Source organism: Pseudomonas sp. URIL14HWK12:I12 (assembly GCF_003097135.1).
Lineage (GTDB): Bacteria > Pseudomonadota > Gammaproteobacteria > Pseudomonadales > Pseudomonadaceae > Aquipseudomonas.
On sequence record NZ_QEQL01000003.1, the window covers coordinates 279,946 to 306,222 of the forward strand.

The window sequence follows — 26,277 nt, forward strand, 5'->3', positions numbered from 1 at the left end:
GTTCTGCGATGTCGAGAATTCCTCGAAACGCCGCACTGGCGTTTCGCTAGCGTGAGATAGCCACCTTCCATGTTTGGTTCCAACGACGACAAAAAAGCCGCGGCCCCGGCCACTGAGAAAAAAGGCCTGTTCGGCTGGTGGCGCAAGAAGCCCCAGGAAGAAGCTGCAGCGCCGCAGCCAGAGGCTTCGCCCGAACCGGCTTCGGCACCAGTGCCCGAGCCTTCGGCGGCTGAAGTTTCCGCTGAACACGCGGTGGCCATGGCGCCGGAGCCGGTGCTTGCGCCCGAGCCCGAGCCCGAGCCTGAAGCCATCCAGCCCCCGCAAACTGATGCGCCCTCGGTGCCGGCATTGCCGGTGGCCTTCGAGCCCGTGGCTTTCGAACCGGAGCCAGAGCCTGCGCCCCTGCCGCCTGTGCATGGCGCTACCGAGCCTGCGCCTGAGCCAGAGCTTCCTATTCCTGCCCTTGCGGCCACGCCCGAGCCAACCAAGGCCGGTTTCTTCGCGCGCCTCAAGCAGGGCTTGAGTAAAACCAGCGCCAGTATCGGCGAGGGCATGGCGAGCCTGTTCCTGGGCAAGAAGGCCATCGACGATGACCTGCTCGACGAAATCGAAACCCGCCTGCTCACCGCTGATGTAGGGGTGGAAGCGACCTCGGTGATCGTACGTAACCTCACCCAGAAGGTTGCGCGCAAGCAGCTGACCGATGCCCAGGCGCTCTATGGCGCGCTGCAGGACGAGCTCGCCAGCATGCTCGACCCGGTCGAAAAACCGCTGCAGATCGAACCAGGCACAGGCCCATTCGTGATCTTGGTAGTGGGCGTCAACGGCGCCGGCAAAACCACCACCATCGGCAAGCTGGCGCGCAAGTTCCAACTCGAAGGCAAGAAGGTCATGCTCGCTGCCGGCGATACGTTCCGCGCGGCAGCGGTGGAGCAGCTGCAAGTGTGGGGCGAGCGCAACCGTATTCCGGTAATCGCCCAGCACACCGGTGCAGACTCCGCGTCGGTGATTTTCGATGCACTGCAGGCTGCCAAGGCCCGAGGCATCGATGTGCTGATCGCTGACACTGCTGGCCGCCTGCACACCAAAGACAACCTCATGGAGGAGCTCAAGAAGGTTCGCCGGGTGATGGGCAAGCTCGACGAATCGGCCCCTCACGAGGTGTTGCTGGTACTCGACGCCGGCACCGGCCAGAACGCGATCAACCAGGCCAAGCATTTCAATCAGTCCGTAGCGCTCACCGGCCTTGCCCTGACCAAGCTGGACGGCACTGCCAAGGGCGGCGTGATTTTCGCCTTGGCCAAGCAATTCAATTTGCCGATTCGCTATATCGGCGTGGGCGAGAGCATCGACGACCTGCGTACTTTCGAAGCCCGGCCTTTCGTGCAGGCCTTGTTCGCCGAACGGGAGCGGGCATGATCCGTTTCGAGCAGGTTGGCAAGCGCTACCCCAACGGCCATGTAGGCCTGCATGAGTTGAGCTTTCGCGTGCGCCGTGGCGAGTTTCTGTTCGTTACCGGCCACTCCGGTGCGGGTAAAAGTACCTTGCTGCGGTTATTGCTCGCGATGGAGCGGCCCACCAGCGGCAAGCTGCTGCTTGCAGGGCAAGACCTGGGGCAAATCAGCAACGCGCAGATACCCTTTCTCCGCCGGCAGATTGGCGTGGTGTTCCAGAACCACCAGTTGCTGTTCGATCGCACGGTGTTCAACAACATCGCGCTGCCGCTGCAGATACTGGGGCTTTCCAAAGCAGAAATCGCCAAGCGCGTCGATTCGGCGCTCGACCGTGTGGCCTTGAGCGAAAAAGGCGATCTGTACCCAGGTGACCTGTCCACCGGGCAGCAACAGCGGGTCGGCATCGCTCGCGCCATCGTTCACCGGCCCGCCCTGCTGCTGGCCGACGAACCCACAGGTAACCTCGACCCACGGCTGGCGGCGGAGATCATGGGTGTATTCGAAGACATCAACCGGCTTGGCACCAGCGTGCTGATCGCCAGCCATGACCTGGCGCTCATTGCGCGCATGCGGCACCGAATGCTGACCCTGCAGCGCGGCCGCTTGATCGGCGACGGGGAGGCGGGGCAATGAGCGCTACCCGCAACCCCAAGATGTCTGACCGCGTCGCGCCCAAGGCGGCCGACCCGCAGCCACCGAAAGACAAGAAAAACCGCAAAGGCGATGACGACGGGCCGGATTTCGGCACGTTGTTCCACGCCTGGCTCGAAAGCCATCGCGCGAGCATTGCCGACAGCTTCAAGCGCCTGGGGCGCCAGCCTTTCGGCAGCCTTTTCACCTGCCTGGTGATGGCCGTGGCGCTGAGCATGCCCATGGGGCTTTCGTTGCTGCTCAAGAACGTGGAGCGCTTGGGCGGCTCGTGGCAGCGCGCGGCGCAGATCTCCCTTTATATGGACATCAACGCCAGCGACGCCGACGGCCAGGCGCTGGTGGAGCGCGCCAAATCCCTCGCCGGGGTTGCCGACGCCGAGTACATCAGCCGCGCCGAGGCACTGAAGGAGTTCCAGCAGCAGTCGGGGTTGGGTGAGGCGCTCAAGGAGCTGCCCGACAACCCGCTGCCCGGCACGGTGGTGGTGACGCCGCTGGAGGTCGACAAGGCCGCGCTGGAGTCGCTACGCGAGCAATTGGCTGGGCTGCCCAAGGTGCAGCAGGCCCAGCTCGACCTGGTATGGGTCGAGCGGTTGGCGGCGATCCTGAAGCTAGGGGATCGCTTCATCTTTGGCTTGGCCGTGTTGCTTATTTCCGCGCTTCTGCTCGTGATTGGTAACACAATTCGCCTGCACATCGAAAACCGCCGGGTAGAGATCGAGGTGATCAAGCTTGTGGGCGGCACTGACGCCTATGTACGGCGGCCCTTCCTGTATATGGGCGCGATCTACGGCTTTGGTGCCGGGATCTTCGCCTGGGCGATCCTGGCCTACGGGTTAAATTGGTTGAACGAGTCCGTCGTGGGGCTATCGGAATTGTATGGCAGCGATTTCGCACTCGGCGGGGTGCCCGCCTCTGATGGGGTTTCGCTCTTGCTTGGGGCTGTCCTGTTGGGGTATATCGGGGCATGGATCGCGGTGGCCAAGCACTTGAGAGAGCTGGCGCCCCGCTGATCGGTTGAATTTTTGACGTCAAAGACCGTTCTTCAAAAAGGAACTTGGTTCTAGGTTCCCGGTCTTATTGGTCAGCGCTCCGCGGAGCGCGAGTCTGAGTTTCGGAGGTTCATTAAATGACCCAATCCTTGCAACCTGCATATGCGCTGGTCCCAGGTGCGAACCTTGAGGCCTACGTGCATACGGTCAACAGCATTCCGCTGCTGTCGCCTGAGCGGGAGCGCGAGCTGGCCGAGAGTCTGTATTACGAGCAAGACCTGAACGCAGCCCGTGAGCTGGTCATGGCGCACCTGCGCTTTGTGGTGCACATCGCTCGCAGCTACTCCGGCTATGGCCTGGCCCAGGCAGATCTGGTCCAGGAAGGTAACGTTGGCCTGATGAAAGCGGTCAAACGTTTCAACCCAGAGATGAACGTGCGCCTGGTGTCGTTTGCCGTGCACTGGATCAAAGCCGAGATCCACGAATTCATCCTGCGCAACTGGCGCATCGTGAAAGTTGCCACCACCAAAGCGCAGCGCAAGCTGTTCTTCAACCTGCGCAGCCAGAAAAAACGCCTGGCCTGGTTGAACAACGACGAAGTGCATCGCGTGGCCGAAAGCCTTGGGGTTGAGCCTCGGGAAGTGCGAGAGATGGAAAGCCGGCTGACCGGCCAGGACATGGCGTTCGACCCGGCATCAGAGGCTGACGACGACAGCGCCTACCAATCGCCAGCGCACTACCTCGAAGACCATCGCTACGACCCTGCCAAGCAGCTCGAGGATGCCGATTGGAGCGACAGCGCCAATGCCAGCTTGCACCAGGCCCTGCAAGTGCTGGATGAACGTAGCCGTGACATTCTCTATCAGCGCTGGCTGGCCGAAGAGAAGGCTACGCTGCATGAGCTGGCAGAGAAGTACAACGTGTCGGCCGAGCGTATCCGCCAGCTTGAAAAGAACGCGATGAACAAGATCAAGGGTTCAATCGAGGCTTGACGCCACCGCTGCACCGATCGCCCGGCCTTTGCCGGGCGATTTGCTTTGCGCTAGCGCCAAGGCGCGCTGCGGCTGCTGTTGAGGGTCTTGAGGTATTCATCGCCGCCCAATTGGCCCATCTGTTGGCGGATCCAGGCCGCACGCCGGGCAACGTAGGCGCTGGGGCGGCTGGCGCTCCAGTTCCGTGGGTTGGGCAGTACGGCGGCCAGCTGGCTGGCCTGCTGGCGTGAAAGAGCAGCGGCGTTTACGCCGAAGTGGTACTGCGCCGCTGCTTGCGCGCCAAATACGCCTGAGCCCCATTCTGCCGTGTTGAGGTAGACCTCCAGAATCCGCTGCTTGGGCCACATCACCTCGATCAAGGCGGTGAACCAGGCTTCGAGGCCCTTGCGCAGGTAGCTTCGCCCTGACCAAAGGAACAGGTTCTTCGCCACCTGCTGGCTCAGGGTGCTGGCACCGCGAATCGACCCCCCTTGCTCGTTGTGCAGGAAGGCTGCACGAATGGCGCTGATATCGAACCCCCAGTGGCTGGAAAATTTCTGGTCTTCGCCGGCGATCACGGCGAGTTTCAGATCGTCCGATATGCGCTCCCACGGCTGCCAGGTGCGCTGCAGGTCAATGGGCTTGCCGCTGATCCAGGACTGGACCTTGCGCTCGACCATCAGGGCGCTGCCCACCGGCGGCACCCAGCGCATTGCCAGTACCATCAGCGCGCTGATCACGACGAACCACTTGATGAGCTTGAATACGCGTTGCAGGATCACACGCAGCATGATGAGCTTGGCCCCGGCCTTCAGAGCGGGCCATTATACAGATCGAACCCCATTGGAAACGGAGCTGCCCGATGCTGAAGATTTTCCTGATGCTGGCTGCCTTTTTTGGCTTCACCGGCGTTGGGCTGGGCGCCTTCGCTGCCCACGGCCTTAAAAGCCGGCTGACGCCTGAGTACCTGGCGATCTTCCAGACCGGCGTGCAATACCAACTGATTCACGCGCTGGCACTGTTCGGGGTGGCGCTGCTGGCCAACCATTTGCCGGGGCGGCTGGTGGGGTGGGCCGGGGCGCTGTTCACACTGGGCATCGTGTTGTTTTCCGGCAGCCTCTACCTGCTGACCCTGACCGGCGTGGGCAAACTCGGCATCATCACGCCTCTTGGGGGGCTGATGTTTCTGGCCGGCTGGCTCTGCCTGGGGCTGGTCGCACTGAGCCTGGGCTGAGACGAACGGCCCCAGGGTGCCTTGGTGGCGCCGGCAGTTGTGGGTAGAATGCCAACCCCAAACGAACCTGATGGCTGCCACCGCATGCGCATTCAACTCAATGGCGAACCTTTCGAACTGCCCGACGGCACCACCGTCGAAGCCTTGCTCGCGCATCTGGAGCTGGCGGGGCGGCGGGTCGCGGTAGAGCTGAACCTGGATATCGTGCCACGCAGCCAGCATGCCGCCACGGCGCTGAACGAAGGTGACCAGGTCGAAGTGGTCCATGCGATCGGTGGCGGCTGAAGCCCTGCGCCACCCACCGTTCTTTCGCGCCAGATAACGAGGAATGCCCCATGAGCATCGTTCGCAGCGACAAGCCCTTTACCGTGGCTGGCCGTACCTTCCAGTCGCGCCTGCTGGTCGGCACCGGCAAATACCGTGACCTGGAAGAAACCCGCCAGGCCATCGAGGCTTCGGGTGCCGAAATCGTCACCGTGGCCGTGCGTCGCACCAACATCGGCCAGAACCCTGGTGAGCCGAACCTGCTCGACGTGCTGCCGCCCAGCCGCTATACCATCCTGCCCAACACCGCTGGCTGCTATGACGCCATCGAGGCAGTGCGCACCTGCCGATTGGCCCGTGAGCTGCTCGATGGGCACAACCTGGTCAAGCTTGAAGTGCTGGCCGACCAGAAAACCCTGTTCCCCAACGTGATCGAAACCCTCAAGGCAGCCGAAGTGCTGATCAAGGACGGTTTCGATGTGATGGTGTACACCAGCGACGACCCGATCATCGCCCGCCAGTTGGCCGAGATGGGCTGCTGCGCCGTAATGCCACTGGCCGGTTTGATCGGCACGGGCCTGGGTATCTGCAACCCCTACAACCTGCAGATCATCCTGGAAGAGGCCAAGGTGCCGGTGCTGGTAGACGCCGGCGTCGGCACTGCCTCCGACGCCACCATCGCCATGGAGCTGGGCTGCGAAGCGGTGCTGATGAACTCGGCTATCGCCCACGCGCAGAACCCGGTGCAGATGGCCGAGGCCATGAAGCACGCCATCATTGCCGGCCGCCTGGCATGGCTGGCCGGCCGCATGCCCAAGAAACTCTATGCCAGCGCTTCCTCGCCGCTGGATGGCCTGATCAAGTAAGAGCGCAAGATGACCGATTCGCACCAACCGCCGGCCGAGGCCGGTGGTGACCAACCGCACCGCCGCGCCATCAAGAGCTTCGTGATGCGCTCAGGCCGCATGACCGAAGGCCAGCAACGTGGCCTGGATATCGGCGGCCCTCGTTTCATCCTGCCGCTGGATGCCGGCTTGACCGACTTCGACCAGGTGTTTGGCCGCAGTGCGCCGCGCACCTTCGAAATCGGCTTCGGCATGGGCCATTCCCTGCTGGAGATGGCTGCCGCTTCGCCGGAGCTGGATTTCATCGGCGTAGAAGTGCACCGGCCAGGTGTTGGCGCAGTGCTCAACGGGGTGCTGACGCAAAACCTGAGCAACGTGCGCGTCTACGACTGCGATGCTATCGAGGTGCTCAAGCAGTGCGTGGCCGACAACAGCCTGGACCGCCTACTGCTGTTTTTCCCAGACCCTTGGCACAAGAGCCGCCACCACAAGCGCCGCATCGTGCAGCCAGCCTTTGCGGAGCTGGTGCGCAGCAAGCTGAAAGTCGGGGGCGTGCTGCACATGGCGACCGATTGGGAGCCTTATGCCGAGTACATGCTCGAAGTGATGGACGCAGCGCCAGGCTACCGTAATCAGGCGGCCGACGGAGGCTGCGTGCCGAGGCCCGAAGAGAGGCCGGTGACCAAGTTCGAGCGCCGCGGCGAGCGGCTGGGGCATGGCACCTGGGACCTGAAATTCGAGAAGCTGTAGCCCGTGGGAGGCCGGCTTGCCGGGCGACGCTCATTAGCGAAGTCACAGCTAGCCGCCCTCCCACAAAGTTGATCTACGCGTCAGTTGCGGTCCGCGACCACCCCGATCAGCACCAGCACCACCAGCAGCACCGGGGCCAGGCTGTAGTTGTTGAACTGTGACAGCCCTTTGATCACCCACGGGGTCGCATATACCAGCGCCAGCCCGCTGCCCACCAGGCACACCAGTGCCATGGCCGGGATACGCAGGGCGCCGGCGAAGCCGCCCAGGCGGCCCTCGACCCAGCTTTTGAACTGGGCACCGAACAGCACCAGCACGCAGCCCACCAATGCCAGGGAAATTTCCGAAAGGTTGCTACGGCTCCAGCGGGAAACCGTGGCGAGCAGGTCCATTATCAGGTCCATGGGCAATCCTTAATTCAAGAACAGCTGCAAAAGGTCATTCAGAAACAACTGACCACGGGGCGTTGCCGCCAGGCGCGCCGGTTCGACCTTGAGCAGCCCCTTTTGTTCAGCCACCCGGCGGGCGGTTTCCAGGCTCGCCAGCGGCAGGCCGGTGCGGGCCTCGAACAAAGCAGCGTCAACGCCTTCGGTGAGGCGCAGTGCGTTCATCATGAATTCAAACGGCAGCTCCTCGGCCGGCAGCGGCTTGTCGCCAGCCTTGAAGGGCTTGGCCAGGTTGAGGTAGTCCTTGGGCAGGCGCGTCTTCCAGGTGCGGCGAATGCTGCCGTCCAGGCCGGTAAGCTTGCCATGGGCGCCGGCACCGATGCCGATGAAATCGCCGAACGACCAATAATTGAGGTTGTGCCGTGCCTGTTTGCCAGGCTGGGCGTAGGCAGACACTTCATACTGCCCGTAGCCTTCGGCTGCCAGCAGGGCCTGGCCGGCTTCCTGGATGTCCCAGAGAATGTCGTCCTCGGGCAGCTCCGGCGGCTGGTTCCAGAACACCGTGTTCGGCTCCAGCGTGAGCTGGTACCACGACAGGTGCGCGGGGGCCAGGGCAATGGCTTGGCGCAGGTCGTCGAGCGCGTCATCCAGGCTCTGGTCGGGCAGCCCATGCATCAGGTCGAGGTTGAAGTTGTCGAAACCGGCGCGGCGCGCCATCTCGGCCGCTCGCAGCGCCTCATCGCCAGTATGGATGCGGCCAAGCTTTTCGAGCTTGGCCGGCTGGAAACTCTGCACACCGATGGACAGCCTATTGATGCCGAGCTTACGGTAAGCCACGAACTTGGCCTGCTCGAACGTACCGGGGTTGGCTTCGAGGGTGATTTCGATGTCGCTGGCAAAGCGGATGCGCGACTGAACCCCCTCCAGCAAGCGGCCCAGCGCCTGAGCACTGAACAGGCTGGGCGTGCCGCCGCCGAAGAAGATCGACGTCAGCTCGCGGCCCTGGGCGTAGGGCAGGTCTTGGTCCAGGTCGCTGAGCAGGGCGCTGACGTAGGCATCCTCGGGCAGCTCGGGGCTGGCGGCGTGGGAGTTGAAGTCGCAATAAGGGCATTTGCGCACACACCAGGGGATGTGCACATACAACGCCAGTGGCGGCAGCGTGGGCGCGCCACGGCGAATAAGCTCGCTCATGCCAGGCCCAGGCGCTCGCGCAGCAGCGCCATGGCGCGGGCGCGGTGGCTCAAGCGGTTCTTCTGCTCGGGCGGCAGCTCGGCGCTGGAGCATTCGCCCTCGGGTACCCAGAACAACGGGTCGTAGCCGAAACCGTGCTCGCCGCGAGCGGCCTCGAGGATGCGGCCGTGCCACAGCCCTTCGCAAAGGATCGGCAGCGGGTCGTCGGCATGCCGCACCAGCGCCAGCACGCAAACGAACTGCGCGCCGCGCTCGGCCTCCGGCACGCCCGCCAGCGCCTGCAGCAGTTTGGTATTGTTGGCAGCATCGCCCTGGCCATCGGCATAGCGGGCCGAATAGATGCCAGGTGCGCCGCCCAGGTAGTCCACTGCCAGCCCCGAGTCGTCGGCCAACGCTGGCAGGCCCGACAAACGGGCGGCATTGCGTGCCTTGAGAATGGCGTTCTCGACGAACGACAGGCCCGTCTCCTCGGGCTCGACCTGGCTGAACTCGCCCACGGAGCGCAAACAGACGCTGTTGCCAAGCATGGCTTGCAGCTCCTTGAGCTTGCCGGCGTTGTGGCTGGCCAAGACCAGTTCGGGAATGTTCATTGCAAAAACCTCATGCGTGGCGGCTCACACCGCCACTTTGTGTTCCGAAAGGCCGGGGCTGCTGACCCGGTATATACCGATCTCGCCAAGCAGGTTCGGCCACAGCTTGCTGCCCAGGTTGTGCCGGTGCTGGTGGTCCACCGCCAGGCGGTCGAGTACCTGGGCGCGGCGCTCGCGGCACAGGGCTTCGAAGTCCTTGAAGGTGCAGAAGTGGATGTTCGGTGTGTTGTACCAGGTGTAAGGCATGAAGTCCGAGACCGGCATCTTGCCTTTGGTCGCCAGGTAGGCGCGGCAGCGCCAATGCCCGAAGTTGGGGAAGGTGATGATGCACTGGCGGCCGACTCTGAGCATCTCGTCGAGGATGCGGTCAGGGTAGGTCACTGCCTGCAGCGCCTGAGTCATCACCACCACGTCGAAACTGTTGCTGGCGAAATTGCCCAGCCCCTTGTCGAGGTCCTGCTCGATGACGTTCACGCCTTTGCTCACGCAGGCAGTGATGTTGTCGGGGTCGATCTCCAGGCCATAGCCGCTCACACCTTTGTGGTCGCGCAGCCAGGCCAGCAGTTCGCCGTTGCCACAGCCCAGGTCGAGCACCCGGCTGCCGGTGGGGATCCATTCCTGGATGATGTCCAGATCGGCTCTCATGGGGCCCTCAAAGCTCAATACGGTTCATGTAGCTGGAAAACGCCTGCAGGTAGCGCGGCACCGGGATCAGGAAAGCGTCATGGCCCTGTGGGGCGTCGATTTCCAGGTAGCAGACGTTCTTGCGCGCGGCGATCAGCGCGTCGACCAACTCACGCGAGCGGGCCGGGGAGAAGCGCCAGTCGGTGGTGAACGACATCACGCAGAAATCGGCCTGTACGCCTTCGAAGGTTTTGGCCAGGTCATCGCCGTGGGCGGCGGCGGGGTCGAAGTAATCCAGTGCCTTGGTCATCACCAGGTAGGTGTTGGCGTCGAAGCGCCCGGAAAACTCTTCACCCTGATAGCGCAGGTAGCTCTCGACCTGAAACTCGACGTTGTGGAAGTCGTAGTTGAGCTTCTCGTTCTTCAGGCCGCGGCCGAATTTTTCCCCCATCGAGTCATCGGAGAGGTAGGTGATGTGGCCGACCATTCGCGCCAGCATCAGCCCCCGCTTGGGGATCACGCCTTGGGCCTGGAAGTCGCCGCCATGAAACTCCGGGTCGGACAGGATCGCCTGGCGCGCCACTTCGTTGAACGCGATGTTCTGTGCCGACAGCTTGGGCGCCGAGGCGATGGCTACGCAGTGGCGCAGGCGATCAGGGTAGGTGAGTGACCATTGCAGCGCCTGCATGCCGCCCAGGCTGCCGCCGACCACCGCTGCCCACACCTTGATGCCCAGGCGGTCGGCCAGGCGCGCCTGGCTGTGCACCCAGTCTTCGACGGTAACGACCGGAAACTGTGCGCCCCAGGGTTTGCCGGTTTCCGGGTCGATGCTGCTGGGGCCGGTGGAACCATTGCAGCCGCCCAGGTTGTTCAGCGACACCACGAAGAACCGGTTGGTATCGATCGGTTTGCCGGGGCCGATGCAGCTGTCCCACCAGCCTGGCTTGCGGTCGCTCTCGCTGTGGTAACCCGCAGCGTGGTGATGGCCCGATAGCGCGTGGCAGATCAGCACCGCGTTGCTGGCCTCGGCATTGAGCGTGCCGTAGGTTTCGTATACCAGCTCGTAAGCGGCAAGGGAGCGGCCGCAGGCCAGGGGCAGCGGCTCATGAAAATGGGCGGTCTGGGGCGTGACAAGGCCGACGGAATCGCCGGCGAAGACCTTGGACATCTGGCCTGCTCTCGGGTGAATGAGGCACAAGTCTAAGGATTGGGCGAGGTTTGTACCAGTGGCAGGCTCAGCTACCGGCCTCGCTGAAGCCCAGGCTGGCGATGAAGCGCGAGAACAGCTCGGGCTGCGAGGAAATGTCGAGCTTGGCGTACAGGTGGCGGCGGTGTGCCTTGATGGTCTCGGGCGAAATGCCCAGGCGCTCGGCCATGGCTTTGGAGGAGTAACCGCGGAGGATAAGCCGAGCGATTTCGAGCTCCCGCTCAGACAGCACACCTTCGCCGAAATGGGCCATTGCGTTGGCCACCGGTGCCGGTTGCGAAGCTGTCGGGGCGAGCCTTGCCCAGTGCTGGCCCAGCAAGGCCAGCACCCAGGGGCTGCAGAGCGTCAACTTGCCCAGTTCGGTCGCGCTGAAGCGCCGGCGCATGCCCAGCGACAACGACAGCACGCTGTTGCCAGGCAACTGCAGCAGGTATTGCACCTCGTCTTCCAGCACGTGGTCGTGAAAGTAGTTCAGGTAGTACTCGGTTTGCCGAAAGTGGTCCGGCGCGACCTCTTCCAGGTGATAGAAGCCGCTGCCCAGGCCTTCCCGCGCGGCCTGGTAGAACGGGTCGAGCAGATACAGCCCGTCCAGATACAGCGCGCTGGCGGCAGGGGCGGGTGCCGCATCGTACTCGTCCAATGCCAGCGCAGGCCCCTGCGCGGGAAAGTGCACAGCCAAAGCGTTGTCGAGCGGCACCCACTGGCGCAGCAAAAGCACCAGCTGGCGCCAAAAGCGAGGGCCGCCAGCGTGCTCGATGGCGCGAGCCAGGGCGGTATGGCTGGCAGCTTCCAAGAACAGGCTGTCCATGGTGGGCTCCATTGCGGGGGTAGGGCATTGGCGCGCGTTTGCCGAGGCGCTGTCAATGGGGGTACCCCTTTGGGGGAATTGCGCCCGCCCCGCACCGGTTCCTAGAGTGGGCCCTGCCCAGCGCGCCGTTCGAGCGCGCGGTGTTTCGCCGTATTCGTTCTGCCTCCACCAAAACGCGTATAACAACGTGAGGATGACGATATGCCCGCTTCTTCCGAAACTTCGGCTCTCAGCCGTACCCTCAGCGTGCCCGACGTGGTGGCTATCACCGTCTCTTCGGTCACACCTGCAAGCTCCGTATTCGTGATCGCGCCCTTCGCCATTGCCCAGGCCGGCACCGGGGTGATCTGGGCGTTTGCCCTCGGCGGCCTGCTGGCATTGATGTTCGCCCTTTGCTATGCAGAGCTGGGCCGCGCCCACAGCGCAGCGGGCGGCGAATACGTCTTCGCCAAGCGCGTGTTCGGTGGCTTGGCCGGCTATGCCACGTTCCTGACGGTGCTGGCGATGCTGCTGTTCATTCCGCCGGTGCTGGCGACGGGCGCCGCCACGTACCTCAATGCAGCATTGGGTACCGGCTTCGATAGCCAGGCGGTGGCCTTGGTCATCGTCGTGGCCAGCTACGGGCTGGGGATCCTCAACATCAAGCTCAATGCCTGGGTGACCGGCGCCTGCCTGTTTCTTGAAGTGGCCGCGTTGATGGTGATCGTGGTGCTGGGTTTTGGCCATGCGCAGCAGCCGGTCAGTGCCCTGTTGCATCCGCAGGCGCTGAGCAACGGCGTGCTGAGCGCTGCGCCTTGGGCGTTGGTGGTGGGTGCGATCGGCACCGCACTGTTTTCGTTCAATGGCTACGGCGGCGCCGTGCTGTTGGCCGAAGACATGAAATGCGCCGGGCGCGGCATTCCCAAGGCCGTGTTGTGGTCAGTGGTGCTGGTGGTGAGTATCGAGATCGTGCCGCTGGTGGCGCTGTTGGTAGGTGCGCCGTCGCTTGAGCAGATGCTGGCCAGCCCTGATCCCATCGGCTACCTACTGACCGCGCACGGCAACCAGACGCTGTCGCGCCTGGTCAGTGCCGGGATCTTCCTGTCGGTGTTCAACGCCATTGTCGCGTTGGTGATCCAGATCGGCCGGGTGATCTACAGCAGCGGGCGCGACCAGTTGTGGGTGCCGGGGATGAACCGCGCGTTTACCCGTATTCACCCCAAGTGGCAGTCGCCCTGGCTGGCCACGTTGTTTCTGGCGGTGCCCTCGGCGGCGCTGAGCTTCAGCTCCAACCTCTCCGAGCTGACCTCCTTCACCGTGCTGCTGATCCTGTGCGTCTACCTGGTAGTTGGCCTGTGCGCGCTGTTCAGCCGAGTGCTGCGCCGCGACCGCGAGCATCCGTATCGGATGCCTTTGTGGCCGCTACCGGCATTGGTCGCGGTGACAGGCGCAGGGTACCTGCTGTTGGCTAACCTGGGGGCCGCGAGCAGCCGGGACATTTTCATCCTGGTCGGCATCCTGGGGGTGTCGATGGTTCTGTATGGGGTCTATGGCAAGGCCAGCCCCGCCTTTCAGAAGCTTTAGAGCTATTGAGGTTTGCTATGCGAGCACGTGATTGGGGGATCACCCTGGGCACCGGCCAGCCCGGGCCGAACAATGCCATTACCGATGTGCCGGGCGTGCGGGTGGGCCACGCCACGCTCGATGAAACCGGCCGGGGCAAGCCTGTGCGTACAGGCGTCAGTGTGATCGAGCCCCGCCAGGGGCCGGCACGTTACGACCCGTGTTTCGCCGGCTGCCATGTACTCAACGGCAATGGAGACGCGACTGGCCTTGAGTGGATACGCGAAGCCGGGCTGTTGACCACGCCGATCGCCACCACCAACACCCACAGCGTAGGCACGGTGCGTGATGCGTTGATCGCCCACGAGCATGCCACCCTGGCCGACCCTTCGACCTATTGGTGCATGCCGGTGGTGATGGAAACCTACGACGGTGTGCTCAATGACATCTGGGGTCAGCATGTCACGGCCGAGCTGGTGCAGGCGGCACTGGCCGATGCCCAGGCCGGGTCGGTGGCAGAAGGCGCCGTCGGGGGTGGCACCGGGATGATCTGCCATGAATTCAAGGGCGGGATCGGCACCGCCTCCCGGGTGCTTGCTGCTGAGCAGGGCGGCTGGACCGTCGGGGCGTTCGTGCAGGCCAACCACGGGCAACGCCGGGAGCTGCGCATCGACGGCTACCCGGTAGGCCGAGTGCTGGGCCACCTCGCTTCGCCTTACGCCCACCAGGATACGCCCGGCATGGGTTCGATCGTGGTGGTGCTGGCCACTGACGCTCCGCTGTTGCCACACCAGTGCCAGCGCCTTGCCCAGCGGGCATCGGTGGGCCTGGCCCGCACCGGCGGCGGCACTGAGGATTCGAGCGGGGATATCTTCCTGGCGTTCGCCACTGGCAACAGCGGGCTCGCCCCCGCCGACTACAACCGGCGCGGCCTGGCCCTGGCCAGCGATATCAGGATGGTGAACAACGACCATATCTCGCCGTTATTCGCAGCGGCGGCCGAGGCGGTCGAAGAGGCGATAGCCAACGCTTTGCTGGCCGGCAGAGACATGCAAACCGAAGACGGCCGGCACGTGCTGGCGCTTGATGGCCCTCGCCTGCTCGAAGCCCTCGAGCAGGTAGGCTGGCGCAAGGGGGCTATTTGAACTTCGGCCCCGAGCGGGTGTTGAGCCCCTTGGCCATGCGGTCATAAAGCAGCACATTGACCGTGGCTGCCAGGTTCAGGCAGCCCTGGGTGGGAATGTAGACGGTCTCTTCGCACCAGGCTCGTACCTCTGGGCTCAGGGTGCCGTCCTCTGGCCCGAAGATGTACAAGGCGCGGTCGGGATGGGTGTAGGTGGTCAGGTCGCGTGCGTCGTCGACCAGCTCCACCGCCACCGGCGTGCAGCCCAGCGGGATGATCGCCTGCAGGTCGTCTACGCCGATCAGCGGGATGTCGTAGTGCACCCGCTTGGTATCAGTGACGAAGTCTTTCGAGCGCTCATAGCGTTTGCCGGTGTAGAACACCGAGCTGACCCCGAAGCAGCCGGCGGCGCGCATCACCGAGCCGACGTTCTCCGGAGACTTGGGGTTGAACAGCCCGACGCAGGCGTAGCGTTTGTTCACCACGTTCAGATCAGCCGGGAGATGACGGCGGGCATCAGCGTGGCTTCGGCCAGCGCACCGATCAGGTAGGTGCTCAGCAGCTGGATCAGCACGAAGGCAACCAGTGGCGAAAGGTCCAGGCCACCCATGGTCGGCATGATGCGGCGGATCGGCGCCAGCAGCGGCTCGCAGATCTGATTGGCCAGCTCTGCCGCCGGGTTGTGGCTGTTGGGCGCGACCCAGCTGACGATCACCATCAGAATCATGGCGAAGAAGAAGACCTTCAGAAACAGCGCGGTCACGCCGATGATCGCCCAGATCAGCATTTGAACCGGCGTACCGGTAATGCCGTAGGTCAGGAGCAAGGTCAGCGCCATCACCACCAATTGCACCACGATCGCCAGCAGCAGCGAGGCAGTGTCGAGCCCGCCGATGCTGGGAATGATTTTGCGCAGCGGCCGCAGCAGCGGCTGGGTGGCCCGAACGGCTACCTGGCTCAGCGGGTTGTAGAAATCTGCCCGTACCAGTTGCAGGATGAAACGCAGCAGCACCAGCAGCAGGTAGAGGCCGCCGAATACCTGGATCACGAACACGGCAGCGCCGTTCAAAGCCGTCATATGCAAATCCTCACTTGCCCAACTGTTCAGCCAGTTCCACCGAGCGCGCCGCAGCGGCGCCCAGTGCCTTGTTCACCAGAGCCTCGAAACCTTCGGCCTGGAATGTCTTGATTGCCGCTTCGGTGGTGCCAGCGGGCGAGGTGACGCGGCGCCGCAGCTCGGCGGCGTCAGCCTCGCCGGTCGCGGCCATGCGCGCCGCGCCTAGGGCGGTCTGCTCAGCCAGGCGTGCGGCAGTGGCGTGGGGCAGGCCCAATTGTTCACCGGCGGCCGTCATCGCCTCGATCAGCAGGAAAAAATAAGCTGGGCCGCTGCCGGAGACAGCAGTGACGGCGTCCATTTGGGATTCGGCTTCGACCCAAACGGCCAGGCCCACCGCGCCCAGCAGTTGCTCGGCCTGCTCGCGTTGCGCCTGGCTCACCGAGCTGTTGGCATACAGGCCGCTGGCGCCTTCGCCAAGCAGCGAAGGCGTGTTGGGCATGCAGCGGACGATGGGGCGGTCGCCCAGCCAGCTGGCCAGGCTCTGGCAGGTGATGCCTGCCGCTACCGAAACAATCAGTTGGCCGGGCTTGAGCGCGGGCTGCAATGCCTGGCATACACCTTTCATCATCTGCGGCTTGACCGACAGCACGATCACATCGGCGCCGTTGGCCGCGTCTGCGTTATCGGCATGCACAGCGATGCCGTGCTCGCCAGCCAGGCGCTCGCGGGTCTGCTGGCTGGGTGCGCTGGCGCAGATGTGCGAGGTGGGCACGCCTTGGGCGAGCATTCCGCCGATCAGGCTGGCCGCCATGTTGCCGGCGCCGATGAAGGCGATGCGGGGAGAGGTCATGGAAGAGTCCTTTTGCTGGGAAGGCGTGGCATCACGGCCGGGGGCCATAGTCGCGCGCGCCGAACAGGGCGGTGCCGATGCGAACCCAGGTTGCACCGTGTGCCACGGCGGCTTCCAGGTCGTGGCTCATGCCCATGGAAAGGGTGTCGAGGCTCAGGCCAAGCTGCTGCAGCAACGCCTGCACCTTGGCAAAGGCCGCGTCCTGCTCGGTGCGGGCCTCGGTGGGTTCGGGAATGGCCATCAGCCCGCGTAGGCGCAGGTTGGGCAGCGCTGCAACAGCTGCGGCGAGGGCGGGCAGGTCTTCGGGCGTGCACCCGGCCTTGCTGGCCTCGCCGCTGATGTTCACTTGCAGGCAGATATTCAACGGGGCCAGCGTAGCCGGCCGCTGCTCGCTCAGGCGTTGCGCGATCTTGAGGCGGTCCACGGAATGCACCCAATCGAAATGCTCGGCGATGGCTTTGGTCTTGTTCGACTGAATGGGGCCGATGAAATGCCAGATCAAGGGCAGGTCGGTCAGCTCTGCCTGCTTGGCCAAGGCCTCTTGCAGGTAGTTCTCGCCGATGTCGGCAATACCGGCGGCGTGCACCTCGCGGATCGCCTGCGCAGGCTTGGTCTTGCTCACCGCCAGCAGGCCGACTTCCCCGGCATCGCGGCCAGCTGCCACGGCGGCGGCCTGAATGCGGGCGCTTACCGATGAAACGTTGTCTGCTATCGTGGACATAACTTGCGCCAGCGGCTCTTGGGTCTGCGGCATTCTACCTGCTTGTCCGTATTTGGGGAGTCTCATGGACATTACCGAACTGTTGGCCTTCAGCGCCAAGCAAGGCGCTTCCGACCTGCACCTGTCGTCGGGCCTGCCGCCAATGATTCGTGTTGACGGCGATGTGCGCCGGATCAACCTGCCTGCGTTGGAGGACAAGCAGGTCCAGGAACTGATCTACGACATCATGAACGACAAGCAGCGCCAGGATTTCGAAGAGTTCATGGAGACCGACTTCTCCTTCGAAGTGCCTGGCGTGGCACGGTTTCGGGTTAATGCGTTCAATCAGAACCGCGGGGCCGGCGCGGTGTTCCGCACCATCCCCTCGAAAGTGCTGAGCATGGAAGACTTGAACATGGGGGATGTGTTTCGGCGTATTGCCGAGGTGCCCCGGGGCCTCGTGCTGGTGACCGGCCCGACCGGCTCGGGCAAGTCAACTACCCTCGCCGCCATCATCGACTACCTCAACAGCAACAAGCACCATCACATCCTTACCATCGAAGACCCGATCGAGTTCGTGCACGAATCCAAGAAATGCCTGGTCAACCAGCGCGAGGTGCACCGCGACACCTTGGGGTTCGCCCCCGCGTTGCGCTCGGCACTTCGGGAAGACCCCGACGTGATTCTGGTTGGCGAGATGCGTGACCTGGAAACCATCCGGCTGGCGCTCACCGCCGCGGAAACCGGGCACCTGGTGTTCGGCACCCTGCATACCACCTCCGCCGCCAAGACCATCGACCGGGTGGTAGACGTATTTCCAGCCGAAGAGAAGTCCATGGTCCGCTCGATGCTGTCGGAGTCGCTGCAGGCTGTGATTTCGCAAACGTTGCTGCGCAAGATCGGGGGCGGCCGGGTGGCGGCCCATGAAATCATGATCGGTACCCCGGCGATTCGTAACCTGATCCGCGAAGACAAGGTCGCTCAGATGTATTCGGCGATCCAGACCGGCGGGCAGATCGGCATGCAGACGCTGGACATGTGCCTCAAAGAGCTGCTGGCCCGCGGGGTGATCAGCCGCGAAAGCGCGCGCGAGAAGGCCAAGATCCCGGAGAACTTCTGACCCGCCCTAGCCTAGAAAACGAAAAAGGCCCGCCTAAGCGGGCCTTTTGCATTGCAGCGATCAGCGCGGGTGGCGGCTGTCGTTGCTTGCCAGGCGCATCTGCGCCTGCGGCGCAGGCTTGAGCACGCGCTTGGCGACGGCAAAATGCTCATTCCAGTACGGCTTGTTGAGGCTGTCGATGGTGACCGCCTTGCCACGGCTGGGTGCGTGGATGAACTGGTTGTCGCCCATGTAGATGGCTACGTGGTTGACCTGGCGGCCGCGGGTCTTGAAGAAAATCAGGTCGCCGGGCTTGAGGTCTTTGCGCGCGACCTCGACGCCGTGGCCGGAAGCCATGTCGCGGGAAGTGCGCGGCAGGTTCACCGATTTGACATCATTGAAGGCGTACTTGACCAGGCCGCTGCAGTCCAGGCCTTTGCCTGGGGTATTACCGCCCCAACGGTAGGGCGTGCCCAGTGCGTCCACTGCACGAGCGATCACTTGGCTACCCTGCTTGGTCGGTGCCTTGGCTATGGCAGGAATGGTTTTGCTGCCCTTGCCCCGTTTGCTGTTGTCGGCAACACGGCTGCCGCGCTTGCGCGTTTCAGCCTTGGTGACTGCTTGCACAGGCACCGGGGCATGCTGGCGCACAGGGGTATTTTCGGTATTGCTGGCTTGCGTGGTTTCGGTGCGAGCGGTGTGGCCCGAGAACCCGCTGGGAAGTCTTTGCTCACGAGTGGTGGCGTGGGCGGCCAGTGGCAATAAAAGGCAAAGGGTCAGCCAAGTCTTGATGAATGGACGCATTAGGCGAGGCTCAGTGAATGGACGCGCAATCTTATAACAGCTTTTTTTGCCGTTTTCCCCCCGCCGGTCGATCAAGTTTTGACCACTTTCGAACCTGCGCCGGCAAATCCTGTCGAAAAGATCCGCTTGAGGCCTCTGTTTCCGGGGATTACCGTTGTGTGTCCGCCTGATGACCACTTGTCGGGGCGGCTACAAAAAGTCACATACCTGAATAGAAAATTTAATTATCAGCGACCGATGGTACCCCTATGAATGGCTATCAAAACGCGCTTCATCATGACACCCACAGCAAGGTACTCGGGTACCTGCTATGGATATTCGGCTTTACCGGTGCTCACCGCTTCTACTATGGCAAGCCCGTCACCGGCACGATCTGGTTCTTCACCCTGGGGCTGCTGGGCATTGGTTGGCTGATCGACCTGTTTCTGATTCCCTCGATGGACGCTCAGGCCGACTCGCGCTTTCGGTCGGGGCGCATCGACTATAACGCCGCCTGGCTTCTGCTGACGTTTCTCGGGATCTTCGGTGTGCACCGGTTCTATCAGGGCAAGTGGCTGTCGGGGTTGGTTTACCTGCTGACCGGCGGGCTGTTTTTCCTGGGCGTGCTCTATGACTTCTGGACGCTCAATGACCAGATCTCAGTGGAGAACGCAGGCAACTGAGCAGGCGCGGCACAGCGTTGCGCTGGCCGCTGCCCCGCGCTACCTGTCAGATAACTCGCCCGTCCACCAAGGTATGGCGCACGGCCCCTGGCAGGCAGTGGCCCATGAAGGGGCAATTCTCGCCCTTCGACAACCAACCCTGGCCGGCAATGGTCGAGGCGTCGGGGTCGAACAGCACCAGGTCTGCGGCGCCGCCCACCGCCAGGCGCCCTGCCGGTAAACCCAACGCCTTCGCAGGGCCGAAGCTCAACCGGTCGAGCAGGGTGGGGAGGTCGAGCAGGCCATCCTGAACCAATGTCATCGCCAGTGGCAGCAACAGCTCGACACTGCTGATGCCAGGCTCTGTCTGCCCGAACGGGGCGTTCTTGGCGTCACGCTCATGGGGCTGGTGGTGGCTGGCGATAGCGCCGATCACGCCCGCTTTCACGCCCTCGCGCAGTGCCTGGCGGTCGGCCAGGGTACGCAGTGGGGGCTGCACGTGATACAGGCTGGAGAAGCCTGTGAGCGCTTCGTCGGTGAGGATCAACTGATACATCGCCACGTCTGCGGTGACCGGCAGGCCACGCGCCTGCGCCTGCGCGATCAGCTCCACGCCACGGGCACTGGTGACCTGGGTGAAGTGGGCGCGCACACCACTCTGCTCTACCAGCAACAGGTTGCGGGCCAGCGCGACGGTCTCTGCGGTTTCCGGGATACCCGGCAGGCCTAGAAAACTCGCAGTCGGGCCTTCGTGGGCCAGGCCGCCGGCGGCCAGGTCAGGGTCCTGGGAGTGAAACACCACGGTAAGGTCGAAGGTGGCGGCGTACTCCAGCGCGCGCAGCAGCGTACGGTTGTTGGGGAAGGTCCTCAGGCCGTTGCCGAACGCCACGCAGCCGACGTCGCGCAGGCCGACCAGTTCGGCCAGCTGCTCGCCGTCCAGGCCCTTGCTCAGCGCGCCGATGGGGTACACCTTGCAGTACCCGGCAGCGGCGGCGCGGTCGAGGATCAGCTCGGCCACAGCGCTGGTGTCGAGCACTGGCCGGGTTTGCGGCGGGCAGCACAGGCTGGTGACGCCGCCGGCAGCGGCGGCGCGGGTTTCACTTGCGATCGAGCCCTTGCGGGTATGGCCCGGCTCGCGCAGGGCCACGGATAGGTCCACCAGGCCAGGGGCGGCGACCAGGCCCTGGGCGTCGAGTCGCTGGTGGGCGGTGAAACCGGCCGGTGCGCCGCCGATGGCCAGCAGCTTGCCGCCTTCGAGGTGCAGGTCGGCGACGGTGTCCAGGTTATCGGCTTGGCTGATCAGGCGTGCGCCCAGAATGCTGAGGTTCACTGGGCGTTCTCCTGTTCGAACTGCCGCTGTGCGGCTTGGCCGCTCATTGCCATTGACAGTACGGCCATGCGCACGGCGATGCCGTAGGTAACCTGGTTGAGTATCACGGAGTGGGCCCCATCGGCCACGGCCGACTCGATCTCCACGCCGCGGTTGATCGGGCCCGGGTGCATGACGATGGCATCGGGCTTGGCCAGCGCCAGGCGCTGGGTGGTAAGGCCGAACAGGCGGTAGAACTCACCTTCGCTGGGCAGCAGGCCACCGGCCATCCGCTCGCGTTGCAGGCGTAGCATGATCACTACGTCCACATCCTTCAAACCTTGCGCCAGGTCCGTGTAGACCTTCACGCCGTATTGCTCCACACCGACCGGCAGCAGCGTGCGGGGGCCGATTACCCGGATATCGGGGCAACCCAGGGCTTTGAGCGCCAGCATGTTCGAACGCGCCACGCGCGAATGCAGAATGTCACCGACGATGGCCACCGAGAGGTTTTCGAAGGCGCCTTTGTGCCTGCGGATCGTCAGCATGTCGAGCATGCCCTGGGTTGGGTGCGCATGGCGCCCATCGCCACCGTTGATCACCGCCACCTGCGGGCAGACGTGCTCGGCGATGAAGTGCGCGGCGCCAGAGTCGGCATGGCGCACCACGAACATGTCGGCGGCCATCGCCTCCAGGTTGCGCAGGGTGTCGAACAGCGTCTCGCCCTTGCTGGTGGAGGAAGTGGACACGTTCAGGCTGATCACATCGGCCGACAGCCGCTGCGCCGCCAACTCGAAGGTGGTTCGGGTACGTGTGGAGTTCTCGAAGAAGACGTTGCACACGGTCTTGCCCCGCAGCAGCGGCACTTTTTTCACCGCGCGCGCACCGACCTCAAGGAAGGAGTCGGCGGTGTCGAGGATTTCAGTGAGTAGGTCGCGGGGTAAACCGTCGAGCGAGAGAAAGTGGCGCAGCTGGCCCTGGTCGTTGAGCTGCAGCGGGCGCTTGGCGTCGATTGGCGTCATCGCGGGACTCTTAAAGGCTGGAGGCAGTGAGGGCCTGGCGCTCGAGGGCGAGCGGCGAAGGGCCGAGCAATTTTACCCGTTCATGGGCTTGCAGCGACAGGGTCGCGCCGACTACGTTGGGGCGAATCGGTAACTGGGCGCCGTCGAGGTCGAGCAGGCACACCAGCGTGACGCTGGCCGGGCGGCCATAATCGAACAGCTCGTTCAGCGCGGCACGCACGGTGCGCCCGCTCATGAGCACATCATCGATCAGCACCAGATGCTGCCCTTCGATCTCGAACGGCAGCGCCGAGGGCCGCACCTGGGGGTGCAGCCCGCTCTGGCTGAAATCGTCGCGGTAGAAGGCCACATCAAGCGTGCCCAGCTCGGCGTCGCTACCCATGGCTGCCAGCAGGGCCTGCGCCACCCAGACCCCGCCAGTATGAATGCCGATGAAGCGCGGCTGCTCGATGCCCTTGCGGGCGAGATGCGCGGGCAGGTCCTGAGCCATCTGGCGGATCAGCGCGGCGGGATCGGGTAGGGTCATGGCGTCCTCGTGAAGTGGGAAATGAAGCGGTCAGCCGGGGTGGGCCTCCAGCCAGCCTTCGAGCAACAGGCGCGCAGCGATGGCGTCGACCGGGTTGTCACGGTAGCTGCCCTTTTGCCCGCCGCGGGCCAGGCGTTCGCCCTTGGCCTCGAACGTGGTCAGGCGCTCGTCGTGGGTGTGCACCGGCAGGTTGAAGCGGCCATGAAGCTTGCGCGCGAATTTCTCGGCACGCTCGCTCATTTCGCTGGGGGTGCCGTCCATGTTGAGCGGCAGGCCCACCACCAGCGCATCGGGTTGCCATTCTTTGATCAAGGCCTCGACCCTTGCCCAGTCGGGCACGCCGTTCTGGGCCTTGAGCGTGCACAGCTCGCGGGCCTGGCCGGTGATGGCCTGGCCCACGGCGACGCCGATCTGTTTGCTGCCGTAGTCGAAGCCCAATAACAGGCGCGGTGCAGGCATCAGGCGTGGCCCGCCTGGCTGGTCAGCAGGCTCAGGTCTACGCCCAGGCGCCGCGCGGCAGCGTTCAGGCGCAGCTCTGGCTCGGTCTCGAAGAGGATTTCGGCATCGAACGGGCAGGTCAGCCAGGCGTTATCGGTGAGCTCGGCCTCAAGCTGGCCGCTTTCCCAGCCGGCATAGCCCAATGTGATGAGGCTGTGCTGGGGCCCCAGGCCATCGGCGATGGCAAAGAGCGCGTCTTGCGAGGTGGACAGCGAGATGCCGCCCAGTTCCACCGTGGCCTGATAGCTCGGCCCGCTACTGTGGAGCACGAAGCCCCGGTCGGTCTGCACCGGCCCACCCGCATAGATCGGCACCATCTGGGCGCTCAATGGCGGCTCGACGTCTGGTTGCAGTTGCTCGAGGATGTCGGCCAGGCTCAGCTCTTGCGGGCGGTTGATGATCAGCCCCATGGCACCACTGGCGCTGTGCTCGACGATGTAGGTCAAGGTGTGGGCGAAGTTCGGGTCGGCCATGTGCGGCATGGCGATCAGGAACTGGTGCTTGAGGTAGGTGGGTTGGAAATTTTTCATGAGGCTAAGTGTGGCGCTGGGCCGGCCGACATACAAGCTGGCAATGCCCACAGGTGTGTTGCCATCAGTTGCTCGACAGCCGGTCGCCCTTTTCGAAACGCCAGGTGCGGATGATCTCCAGCCGGTCGATATCGGAAAGGTCGCCGGTGAACGGCGAGAACGGCGCCGCCAGGCGCACGATGCGCATGGCCGCCTCGTCCAGTACCGGCTTGCCGGAAGATTCGAGAATCTGCACTTCGTAAAGCGAGCCATCGCGGTTGAGCGATACCAGCATGCGCAGGCTGCCATAGATGCGCTCGCGACGCGCCTGGTCGGGGTAGTTCAGGTTGCCGACCCGCTCGATTTTCTTGCGCCAGTCTTCTTTGTACCAGGCGCCCTTGTCACGAATCGTGGACGCAGCCGTGAGCCGGTAGATGCGTGGGCGCTTGGCATAGGCCTGCTGTTCGCGGGCAAGCTCGGCCTCCAGGCTGGCGATCTGGCTGGACATCTGCGGGCTGTCGAAATCAGGCGTGGCGCTTTGCGCTTTGTCCTGTGGCTTGCTGCGATCGGGGTCGGCTTCGGTCTTGCGCCGCGCGGGCGCCACGGTGCCGACCGCTTTCTGCTTTTGCGGCGCGTCGACCGGCGGCACGCGCTGGGCCGGGGGAGGGGTCACCTGGTTGATTTCGGTGTCTTCGAACGGCGCAACCTGCGTAGTGCGCGGGATGGCTTTCTTCTCCAGCGTACCGCTGCCTTGCTGGTTGTTCTGGGCGAGGAAGTCGGCCTGCTTCGGGGCTTTGTCGCTTTGGAAGGTGGCCAGGGTCACTTCGAGCGTGCGAGTGATCTCCGGGGGCGGCGTGGGGCTGAAACTCAAGCCCAGCAGCAGCGCCAGGTGCAGCAGCGCGGCGATCACCAGGGCCAGGCCCAGGCGGTCGGACGGGCGTTGGGCAATGCGCAGCAACTGGGCGGGAATATGGGTGAAGCGGGTCATCAAGCGCCTGCGGTGCGTGGGCGAAACGAACGGCCGGCATCATAACAGATGGGCCGCCAAAGCGGCGCCTGAGGGGTGACCAAAGGCGCTGCCTGGCCTCAACGCCCCAGCTTGCGGGCGATGGCGTCCATCAGCTTGCCACCGATGTCGGTGTCGAAGGCCGCGTCGATCTCACGGATGCAGGTGGGGCTGGTGACGTTGACCTCGGTGAGGTAATCACCGATCACGTCCAGGCCCACGAACAGCAGGCCCTTCTCGCGCAACGACGGGCCCACCTGTGCGGCGATCCAGCGATCGCGCTCGGTTAGCGGCCTCGCCTCGCCTCGCCCGCCTGCGGCGAGGTTGCCGCGGGTTTCACCTTGGGCCGGGATGCGTGCCAGGCAGTAGTCTACGGGCTCGCCATCGATCATCAGGATGCGCTTATCGCCATTGACGATCTCCGGCACGTAGGCCTGGGCCATGATCTGGTGGGCACCGTGGTGGGTGAGGGTCTCCAGGATCACCGACAGGTTGGGGTCACCGGCGCGGTGGCGGAAGATCGATGCACCGCCCATTTCATCCAGCGGTTTGAGGATCACATCGCCGTGCTCCTGGGCAAAGGCGCGCAGGATGTCCTGGCGCCGGCTCACCAAGGTGGGTGGGTTGCATTGCGGGAACTGAGTGGCAAAGAGCTTTTCGTTGCAGTCGCGCAGGCTCTGGGGCTTGTTGACGATGAGCACGCCTGCGCGTTCGGCCGCCTCCAGCAGGTAGGTGCTGTAGATGTACTCGATGTCGAACGGCGGGTCTTTACGCATCAGTACGGCGTCGAGCTCGGTAAGCGCAATGTCTTGCTCCTCGCCCAGCTCGTACCAGTGGGCGGGGTCGGCGAACACTTTCAGCGACCGTGCGCGGGCGCGAGGCTCGCCCAGGGTCTGGTAAAGGTCGGGCTGCTCCATGTACACCAGTTCCCAGCCGCGGGCCTGGGCGGCCAGCAGCATGGCCAGGGAGCTGTCCTTTTTATAGGAGATGCGTGCGATGGGGTCCATGACAATCCCGAGGCGTACGCTCATTGAAAAATCCTCGATAGGGCGGGGCCGGGGCGGCCCGTGGCGATGGAAATGGTCGTCAGGGTGATGCCAGCGGCGGCGCGGGTCAAGGCGCAGGCCGTGGAACGCGTTCCCGGAGTGTGCTAAAAAGCCCTCATAGACGACACCTCGGCAGCATCCACAGCCTGATAGAGCAATCATGGAGCAGCATTCCAATGGCCTCAAGGTCCTGGTCGTCGATGATTCGAAGACCATCCGCCGCACGGCCGAAGCGCTACTGCAGGAAGCCGGTTGCCAGGTCATCACTGCCGTGGATGGCTTCGATGCGCTGGCAAAGATCGCCGACTACCGACCCAGCATCATCTTCATCGATGTGATGATGCCGCGCCTGGACGGCTATCAGACCTGCGCCTTGATCAAACACAACAGCCAGTTCCGCGGCACTGCCGTGGTGATGCTGTCATCCCGTGATGGGCTGTTCGACCGCGCCCGTGGGCGAGTGGTAGAGGCCGACCAGTTCCTGACCAAACCTTTCAGCAAGGAAACCCTGCTGGGTGCGATCCGGGCACACGTGCCCGGTTTCGGCGTTGCGCAGGGGCAGCCATAACAGCGGCAAGGCC

At 63.9% G+C, this 26,277-nt stretch carries 32 protein-coding genes; 13 read left to right on the plus strand and 19 right to left on the minus strand.

The annotated features are described in order from the left end of the window. Nucleotides 1-69: 69 nt before the first annotated feature. The 4 genes from ftsY (at nt 70) to rpoH (ending at nt 4,086) form a co-directional block, all read left to right on the plus strand. Nucleotides 70-1,419, plus strand: a complete 1,350-nt coding sequence (gene ftsY, locus F474_RS11430; RefSeq protein ID WP_097084514.1) for a signal recognition particle-docking protein FtsY — start codon at nt 70-72, stop codon at nt 1,417-1,419. Then, a complete protein-coding gene (gene ftsE, locus F474_RS11435; RefSeq protein ID WP_097084515.1) occupies nt 1,416-2,087 on the plus strand; it encodes a cell division ATP-binding protein FtsE in 672 nt (223 codons plus the stop codon). The genes ftsY and ftsE overlap by 4 nt, the downstream gene beginning before the upstream one ends. Beyond that, complete coding sequence (gene ftsX, locus F474_RS11440) at nt 2,084-3,115, plus strand: permease-like cell division protein FtsX (RefSeq protein ID WP_097084516.1); 1,032 nt, start codon at nt 2,084-2,086, stop codon at nt 3,113-3,115. Before ftsE ends, ftsX begins: the two co-directional genes overlap by 4 nt. A gap of 116 nt (nt 3,116-3,231) precedes the next feature. Beyond that, on the plus strand, nt 3,232-4,086 hold the full coding sequence (gene rpoH, locus F474_RS11445; RefSeq protein ID WP_097084517.1) for an RNA polymerase sigma factor RpoH: 855 nt from the start codon (nt 3,232-3,234) through the stop codon (nt 4,084-4,086). 50 nt (nt 4,087-4,136) lie between these two features. Here rpoH and mtgA read toward each other — a convergent pair whose 3' ends face one another. Next, entirely contained in the window at nt 4,137-4,856 is a 720-nt protein-coding gene (gene mtgA, locus F474_RS11450) for a monofunctional biosynthetic peptidoglycan transglycosylase (protein WP_097084518.1), read from the minus strand. Between the two features lie 71 nt (nt 4,857-4,927). On the opposite strand from mtgA, the gene F474_RS11455 reads away from it, so the two are divergent. From F474_RS11455 to trmB, 4 genes are all read left to right on the plus strand, one after another. After that, on the plus strand, nt 4,928-5,299 hold the full coding sequence (locus F474_RS11455; protein WP_097084519.1) for a DUF423 domain-containing protein: 372 nt from the start codon (nt 4,928-4,930) through the stop codon (nt 5,297-5,299). A gap of 84 nt (nt 5,300-5,383) precedes the next feature. Further along, the gene (gene thiS / locus F474_RS11460; protein ID WP_097084520.1) at nt 5,384-5,584 is read left to right on the plus strand and encodes a sulfur carrier protein ThiS; all 201 of its coding nucleotides are present in this window, start codon (nt 5,384-5,386) and stop codon (nt 5,582-5,584) included. A gap of 50 nt (nt 5,585-5,634) precedes the next feature. Beyond that, nucleotides 5,635-6,429, plus strand: a complete 795-nt coding sequence (locus F474_RS11465; RefSeq protein ID WP_097084521.1) for a thiazole synthase — start codon at nt 5,635-5,637, stop codon at nt 6,427-6,429. Nucleotides 6,430-6,438: 9 nt separating this feature from the next. Next, nucleotides 6,439-7,158, plus strand: coding sequence for a tRNA (guanosine(46)-N7)-methyltransferase TrmB (gene trmB, locus F474_RS11470; protein ID WP_097084522.1), 720 nt, complete (start codon nt 6,439-6,441; stop codon nt 7,156-7,158). Between the two features lie 80 nt (nt 7,159-7,238). Here the strand turns inward: trmB and F474_RS11475 are convergent, their stop codons facing one another. From F474_RS11475 to F474_RS11500, 6 genes are all read right to left on the minus strand, one after another. Further along, nucleotides 7,239-7,562, minus strand: a complete 324-nt coding sequence (locus F474_RS11475; RefSeq protein ID WP_097084523.1) for a DUF3392 domain-containing protein — start codon at nt 7,560-7,562, stop codon at nt 7,239-7,241. Between the two features lie 9 nt (nt 7,563-7,571). Then, nucleotides 7,572-8,735: a radical SAM family heme chaperone HemW gene (gene hemW, locus F474_RS11480; protein WP_097084524.1), complete on the minus strand. Its 1,164-nt coding sequence runs from the start codon at nt 8,733-8,735 to the stop codon at nt 7,572-7,574. Next, nucleotides 8,732-9,325, minus strand: coding sequence for an RdgB/HAM1 family non-canonical purine NTP pyrophosphatase (rdgB, locus tag F474_RS11485; protein ID WP_097084525.1), 594 nt, complete (start codon nt 9,323-9,325; stop codon nt 8,732-8,734). The genes hemW and rdgB overlap by 4 nt, the downstream gene beginning before the upstream one ends. 24 nt (nt 9,326-9,349) lie before the next feature. Continuing rightward, complete coding sequence (metW, locus tag F474_RS11490) at nt 9,350-9,970, minus strand: methionine biosynthesis protein MetW (RefSeq protein WP_097084526.1); 621 nt, start codon at nt 9,968-9,970, stop codon at nt 9,350-9,352. Between the two features lie 7 nt (nt 9,971-9,977). Further along, nucleotides 9,978-11,117, minus strand: coding sequence for a homoserine O-acetyltransferase (locus tag F474_RS11495; RefSeq protein WP_097084527.1), 1,140 nt, complete (start codon nt 11,115-11,117; stop codon nt 9,978-9,980). Nucleotides 11,118-11,184: 67 nt separating this feature from the next. Beyond that, nucleotides 11,185-11,964, minus strand: a complete 780-nt coding sequence (locus tag F474_RS11500; RefSeq protein WP_097084528.1) for a helix-turn-helix transcriptional regulator — start codon at nt 11,962-11,964, stop codon at nt 11,185-11,187. A gap of 201 nt (nt 11,965-12,165) precedes the next feature. Here F474_RS11500 and F474_RS11505 point away from each other — a divergent pair, with 201 nt between their 5' ends. After that, entirely contained in the window at nt 12,166-13,527 is a 1,362-nt protein-coding gene (locus tag F474_RS11505) for an APC family permease (RefSeq protein WP_097084529.1), read from the plus strand. Nucleotides 13,528-13,544: 17 nt separating this feature from the next. After that, nucleotides 13,545-14,651 carry a P1 family peptidase gene (locus tag F474_RS11510; protein WP_097084530.1) on the plus strand — a complete coding sequence of 369 codons (1,107 nt, stop codon included), beginning with the start codon at nt 13,545-13,547 and terminating at the stop codon, nt 14,649-14,651. On the opposite strand, the gene F474_RS11515 is transcribed toward F474_RS11510, so the two are convergent. From F474_RS11515 to F474_RS11530, 4 genes are read right to left on the minus strand one after another with little or no spacing between them, the layout of a single operon-like run. Beyond that, the gene (locus F474_RS11515) at nt 14,644-15,114 is read right to left on the minus strand and encodes an RNA methyltransferase (protein WP_097084531.1); all 471 of its coding nucleotides are present in this window, start codon (nt 15,112-15,114) and stop codon (nt 14,644-14,646) included. The genes F474_RS11510 and F474_RS11515 overlap by 8 nt on opposite strands. Nucleotides 15,115-15,116: 2 nt before the next feature. Beyond that, nucleotides 15,117-15,707 (minus strand): YggT family protein, encoded by a 591-nt coding sequence (locus F474_RS11520; protein WP_097084532.1) that lies wholly within the window; start codon nt 15,705-15,707, stop codon nt 15,117-15,119. Nucleotides 15,708-15,717: 10 nt separating this feature from the next. Next, nucleotides 15,718-16,536 (minus strand): pyrroline-5-carboxylate reductase, encoded by an 819-nt coding sequence (gene proC / locus F474_RS11525; RefSeq protein WP_097084533.1) that lies wholly within the window; start codon nt 16,534-16,536, stop codon nt 15,718-15,720. A gap of 31 nt (nt 16,537-16,567) precedes the next feature. Continuing rightward, a complete protein-coding gene (locus F474_RS11530; protein ID WP_097084779.1) occupies nt 16,568-17,257 on the minus strand; it encodes a YggS family pyridoxal phosphate-dependent enzyme in 690 nt (229 codons plus the stop codon). A gap of 64 nt (nt 17,258-17,321) precedes the next feature. On the opposite strand from F474_RS11530, the gene F474_RS11535 reads away from it, so the two are divergent. Further along, on the plus strand, nt 17,322-18,356 hold the full coding sequence (locus tag F474_RS11535) for a type IV pilus twitching motility protein PilT (protein WP_097084534.1): 1,035 nt from the start codon (nt 17,322-17,324) through the stop codon (nt 18,354-18,356). A 60-nt stretch (nt 18,357-18,416) separates the two neighbouring features. Here F474_RS11535 and F474_RS11540 read toward each other — a convergent pair whose 3' ends face one another. Then, on the minus strand, nt 18,417-19,139 hold the full coding sequence (locus tag F474_RS11540) for a C40 family peptidase (RefSeq protein ID WP_097084535.1): 723 nt from the start codon (nt 19,137-19,139) through the stop codon (nt 18,417-18,419). Between the two features lie 248 nt (nt 19,140-19,387). Between F474_RS11540 and F474_RS11545 the strand changes: the two genes are divergently transcribed. Then, nucleotides 19,388-19,801, plus strand: a complete 414-nt coding sequence (locus F474_RS11545; RefSeq protein ID WP_097084536.1) for a TM2 domain-containing protein — start codon at nt 19,388-19,390, stop codon at nt 19,799-19,801. 46 nt (nt 19,802-19,847) lie between these two features. On the opposite strand, the gene F474_RS11550 is transcribed toward F474_RS11545, so the two are convergent. From F474_RS11550 to gshB, 7 genes are all read right to left on the minus strand, one after another. Further along, complete coding sequence (locus F474_RS11550) at nt 19,848-21,110, minus strand: dihydroorotase (protein WP_097084537.1); 1,263 nt, start codon at nt 21,108-21,110, stop codon at nt 19,848-19,850. Further along, entirely contained in the window at nt 21,107-22,111 is a 1,005-nt protein-coding gene (locus F474_RS11555; protein ID WP_097084538.1) for an aspartate carbamoyltransferase catalytic subunit, read from the minus strand. The genes F474_RS11550 and F474_RS11555 overlap by 4 nt, the downstream gene beginning before the upstream one ends. A gap of 10 nt (nt 22,112-22,121) precedes the next feature. After that, complete coding sequence (gene pyrR / locus F474_RS11560; RefSeq protein ID WP_097084539.1) at nt 22,122-22,637, minus strand: bifunctional pyr operon transcriptional regulator/uracil phosphoribosyltransferase PyrR; 516 nt, start codon at nt 22,635-22,637, stop codon at nt 22,122-22,124. A 30-nt stretch (nt 22,638-22,667) separates the two neighbouring features. Then, nucleotides 22,668-23,096 carry a Holliday junction resolvase RuvX gene (ruvX, locus tag F474_RS11565; protein WP_097084540.1) on the minus strand — a complete coding sequence of 143 codons (429 nt, stop codon included), beginning with the start codon at nt 23,094-23,096 and terminating at the stop codon, nt 22,668-22,670. Beyond that, nucleotides 23,096-23,665: a YqgE/AlgH family protein gene (locus F474_RS11570; RefSeq protein ID WP_097084780.1), complete on the minus strand. Its 570-nt coding sequence runs from the start codon at nt 23,663-23,665 to the stop codon at nt 23,096-23,098. Before F474_RS11570 ends, ruvX begins: the two co-directional genes overlap by 1 nt. Before the next feature lie 64 nt (nt 23,666-23,729). Further along, nucleotides 23,730-24,632 carry an energy transducer TonB gene (locus tag F474_RS11575; RefSeq protein WP_097084541.1) on the minus strand — a complete coding sequence of 301 codons (903 nt, stop codon included), beginning with the start codon at nt 24,630-24,632 and terminating at the stop codon, nt 23,730-23,732. Between the two features lie 98 nt (nt 24,633-24,730). Beyond that, nucleotides 24,731-25,681 carry a glutathione synthase gene (gene gshB / locus F474_RS11580; protein ID WP_097084542.1) on the minus strand — a complete coding sequence of 317 codons (951 nt, stop codon included), beginning with the start codon at nt 25,679-25,681 and terminating at the stop codon, nt 24,731-24,733. A 175-nt stretch (nt 25,682-25,856) separates the two neighbouring features. Between gshB and pilG the strand changes: the two genes are divergently transcribed. After that, the gene (gene pilG, locus F474_RS11585; protein WP_097084543.1) at nt 25,857-26,264 is read left to right on the plus strand and encodes a twitching motility response regulator PilG; all 408 of its coding nucleotides are present in this window, start codon (nt 25,857-25,859) and stop codon (nt 26,262-26,264) included. The last annotated feature ends 13 nt before the right edge of the window (nt 26,265-26,277 follow it).

Bases quoted from the DNA above. Each gene is read 5' to 3' on its own strand.
- F474_RS11535 (WP_097084534.1), top strand. From the start codon at position 17,322: ATGGACATTACCGAACTGTTGGCCTTCAGCGCCAAGCAAGGCGCTTCC.
- trmB (WP_097084522.1), top strand. From the start codon at position 6,439: ATGACCGATTCGCACCAACCGCCGGCCGAGGCCGGTGGTGACCAACCG.
- F474_RS11545 (WP_097084536.1), top strand. From the start codon at position 19,388: ATGAATGGCTATCAAAACGCGCTTCATCATGACACCCACAGCAAGGTA.
- rpoH (WP_097084517.1), top strand. From the start codon at position 3,232: ATGACCCAATCCTTGCAACCTGCATATGCGCTGGTCCCAGGTGCGAAC.
- F474_RS11465 (WP_097084521.1), top strand. From the start codon at position 5,635: ATGAGCATCGTTCGCAGCGACAAGCCCTTTACCGTGGCTGGCCGTACC.
- mtgA (WP_097084518.1), bottom strand. From the start codon at position 4,856: ATGCTGCGTGTGATCCTGCAACGCGTATTCAAGCTCATCAAGTGGTTC.
- F474_RS11495 (WP_097084527.1), bottom strand. From the start codon at position 11,117: ATGTCCAAGGTCTTCGCCGGCGATTCCGTCGGCCTTGTCACGCCCCAG.
- F474_RS11540 (WP_097084535.1), bottom strand. From the start codon at position 19,139: ATGCGTCCATTCATCAAGACTTGGCTGACCCTTTGCCTTTTATTGCCA.
- pyrR (WP_097084539.1), bottom strand. From the start codon at position 22,637: ATGACCCTACCCGATCCCGCCGCGCTGATCCGCCAGATGGCTCAGGAC.
- ftsX (WP_097084516.1), top strand. From the start codon at position 2,084: ATGAGCGCTACCCGCAACCCCAAGATGTCTGACCGCGTCGCGCCCAAG.
- F474_RS11570 (WP_097084780.1), bottom strand. From the start codon at position 23,665: ATGAAAAATTTCCAACCCACCTACCTCAAGCACCAGTTCCTGATCGCC.
- F474_RS11575 (WP_097084541.1), bottom strand. From the start codon at position 24,632: ATGACCCGCTTCACCCATATTCCCGCCCAGTTGCTGCGCATTGCCCAA.
- ruvX (WP_097084540.1), bottom strand. From the start codon at position 23,096: ATGCCTGCACCGCGCCTGTTATTGGGCTTCGACTACGGCAGCAAACAG.
- pilG (WP_097084543.1), top strand. From the start codon at position 25,857: ATGGAGCAGCATTCCAATGGCCTCAAGGTCCTGGTCGTCGATGATTCG.
- F474_RS11505 (WP_097084529.1), top strand. From the start codon at position 12,166: ATGCCCGCTTCTTCCGAAACTTCGGCTCTCAGCCGTACCCTCAGCGTG.
- thiS (WP_097084520.1), top strand. From the start codon at position 5,384: ATGCGCATTCAACTCAATGGCGAACCTTTCGAACTGCCCGACGGCACC.
- F474_RS11555 (WP_097084538.1), bottom strand. From the start codon at position 22,111: ATGACGCCAATCGACGCCAAGCGCCCGCTGCAGCTCAACGACCAGGGC.
- gshB (WP_097084542.1), bottom strand. From the start codon at position 25,681: ATGAGCGTACGCCTCGGGATTGTCATGGACCCCATCGCACGCATCTCC.
- proC (WP_097084533.1), bottom strand. From the start codon at position 16,536: ATGACCTCTCCCCGCATCGCCTTCATCGGCGCCGGCAACATGGCGGCC.
- hemW (WP_097084524.1), bottom strand. From the start codon at position 8,735: ATGAGCGAGCTTATTCGCCGTGGCGCGCCCACGCTGCCGCCACTGGCG.
- F474_RS11500 (WP_097084528.1), bottom strand. From the start codon at position 11,964: ATGGACAGCCTGTTCTTGGAAGCTGCCAGCCATACCGCCCTGGCTCGC.
- F474_RS11520 (WP_097084532.1), bottom strand. From the start codon at position 15,707: ATGACGGCTTTGAACGGCGCTGCCGTGTTCGTGATCCAGGTATTCGGC.
- F474_RS11455 (WP_097084519.1), top strand. From the start codon at position 4,928: ATGCTGAAGATTTTCCTGATGCTGGCTGCCTTTTTTGGCTTCACCGGC.
- ftsY (WP_097084514.1), top strand. From the start codon at position 70: ATGTTTGGTTCCAACGACGACAAAAAAGCCGCGGCCCCGGCCACTGAG.
- ftsE (WP_097084515.1), top strand. From the start codon at position 1,416: ATGATCCGTTTCGAGCAGGTTGGCAAGCGCTACCCCAACGGCCATGTA.
- metW (WP_097084526.1), bottom strand. From the start codon at position 9,970: ATGAGAGCCGATCTGGACATCATCCAGGAATGGATCCCCACCGGCAGC.
- F474_RS11530 (WP_097084779.1), bottom strand. From the start codon at position 17,257: ATGTCCACGATAGCAGACAACGTTTCATCGGTAAGCGCCCGCATTCAG.
- F474_RS11475 (WP_097084523.1), bottom strand. From the start codon at position 7,562: ATGGACCTGATAATGGACCTGCTCGCCACGGTTTCCCGCTGGAGCCGT.
- F474_RS11510 (WP_097084530.1), top strand. From the start codon at position 13,545: ATGCGAGCACGTGATTGGGGGATCACCCTGGGCACCGGCCAGCCCGGG.
- rdgB (WP_097084525.1), bottom strand. From the start codon at position 9,325: ATGAACATTCCCGAACTGGTCTTGGCCAGCCACAACGCCGGCAAGCTC.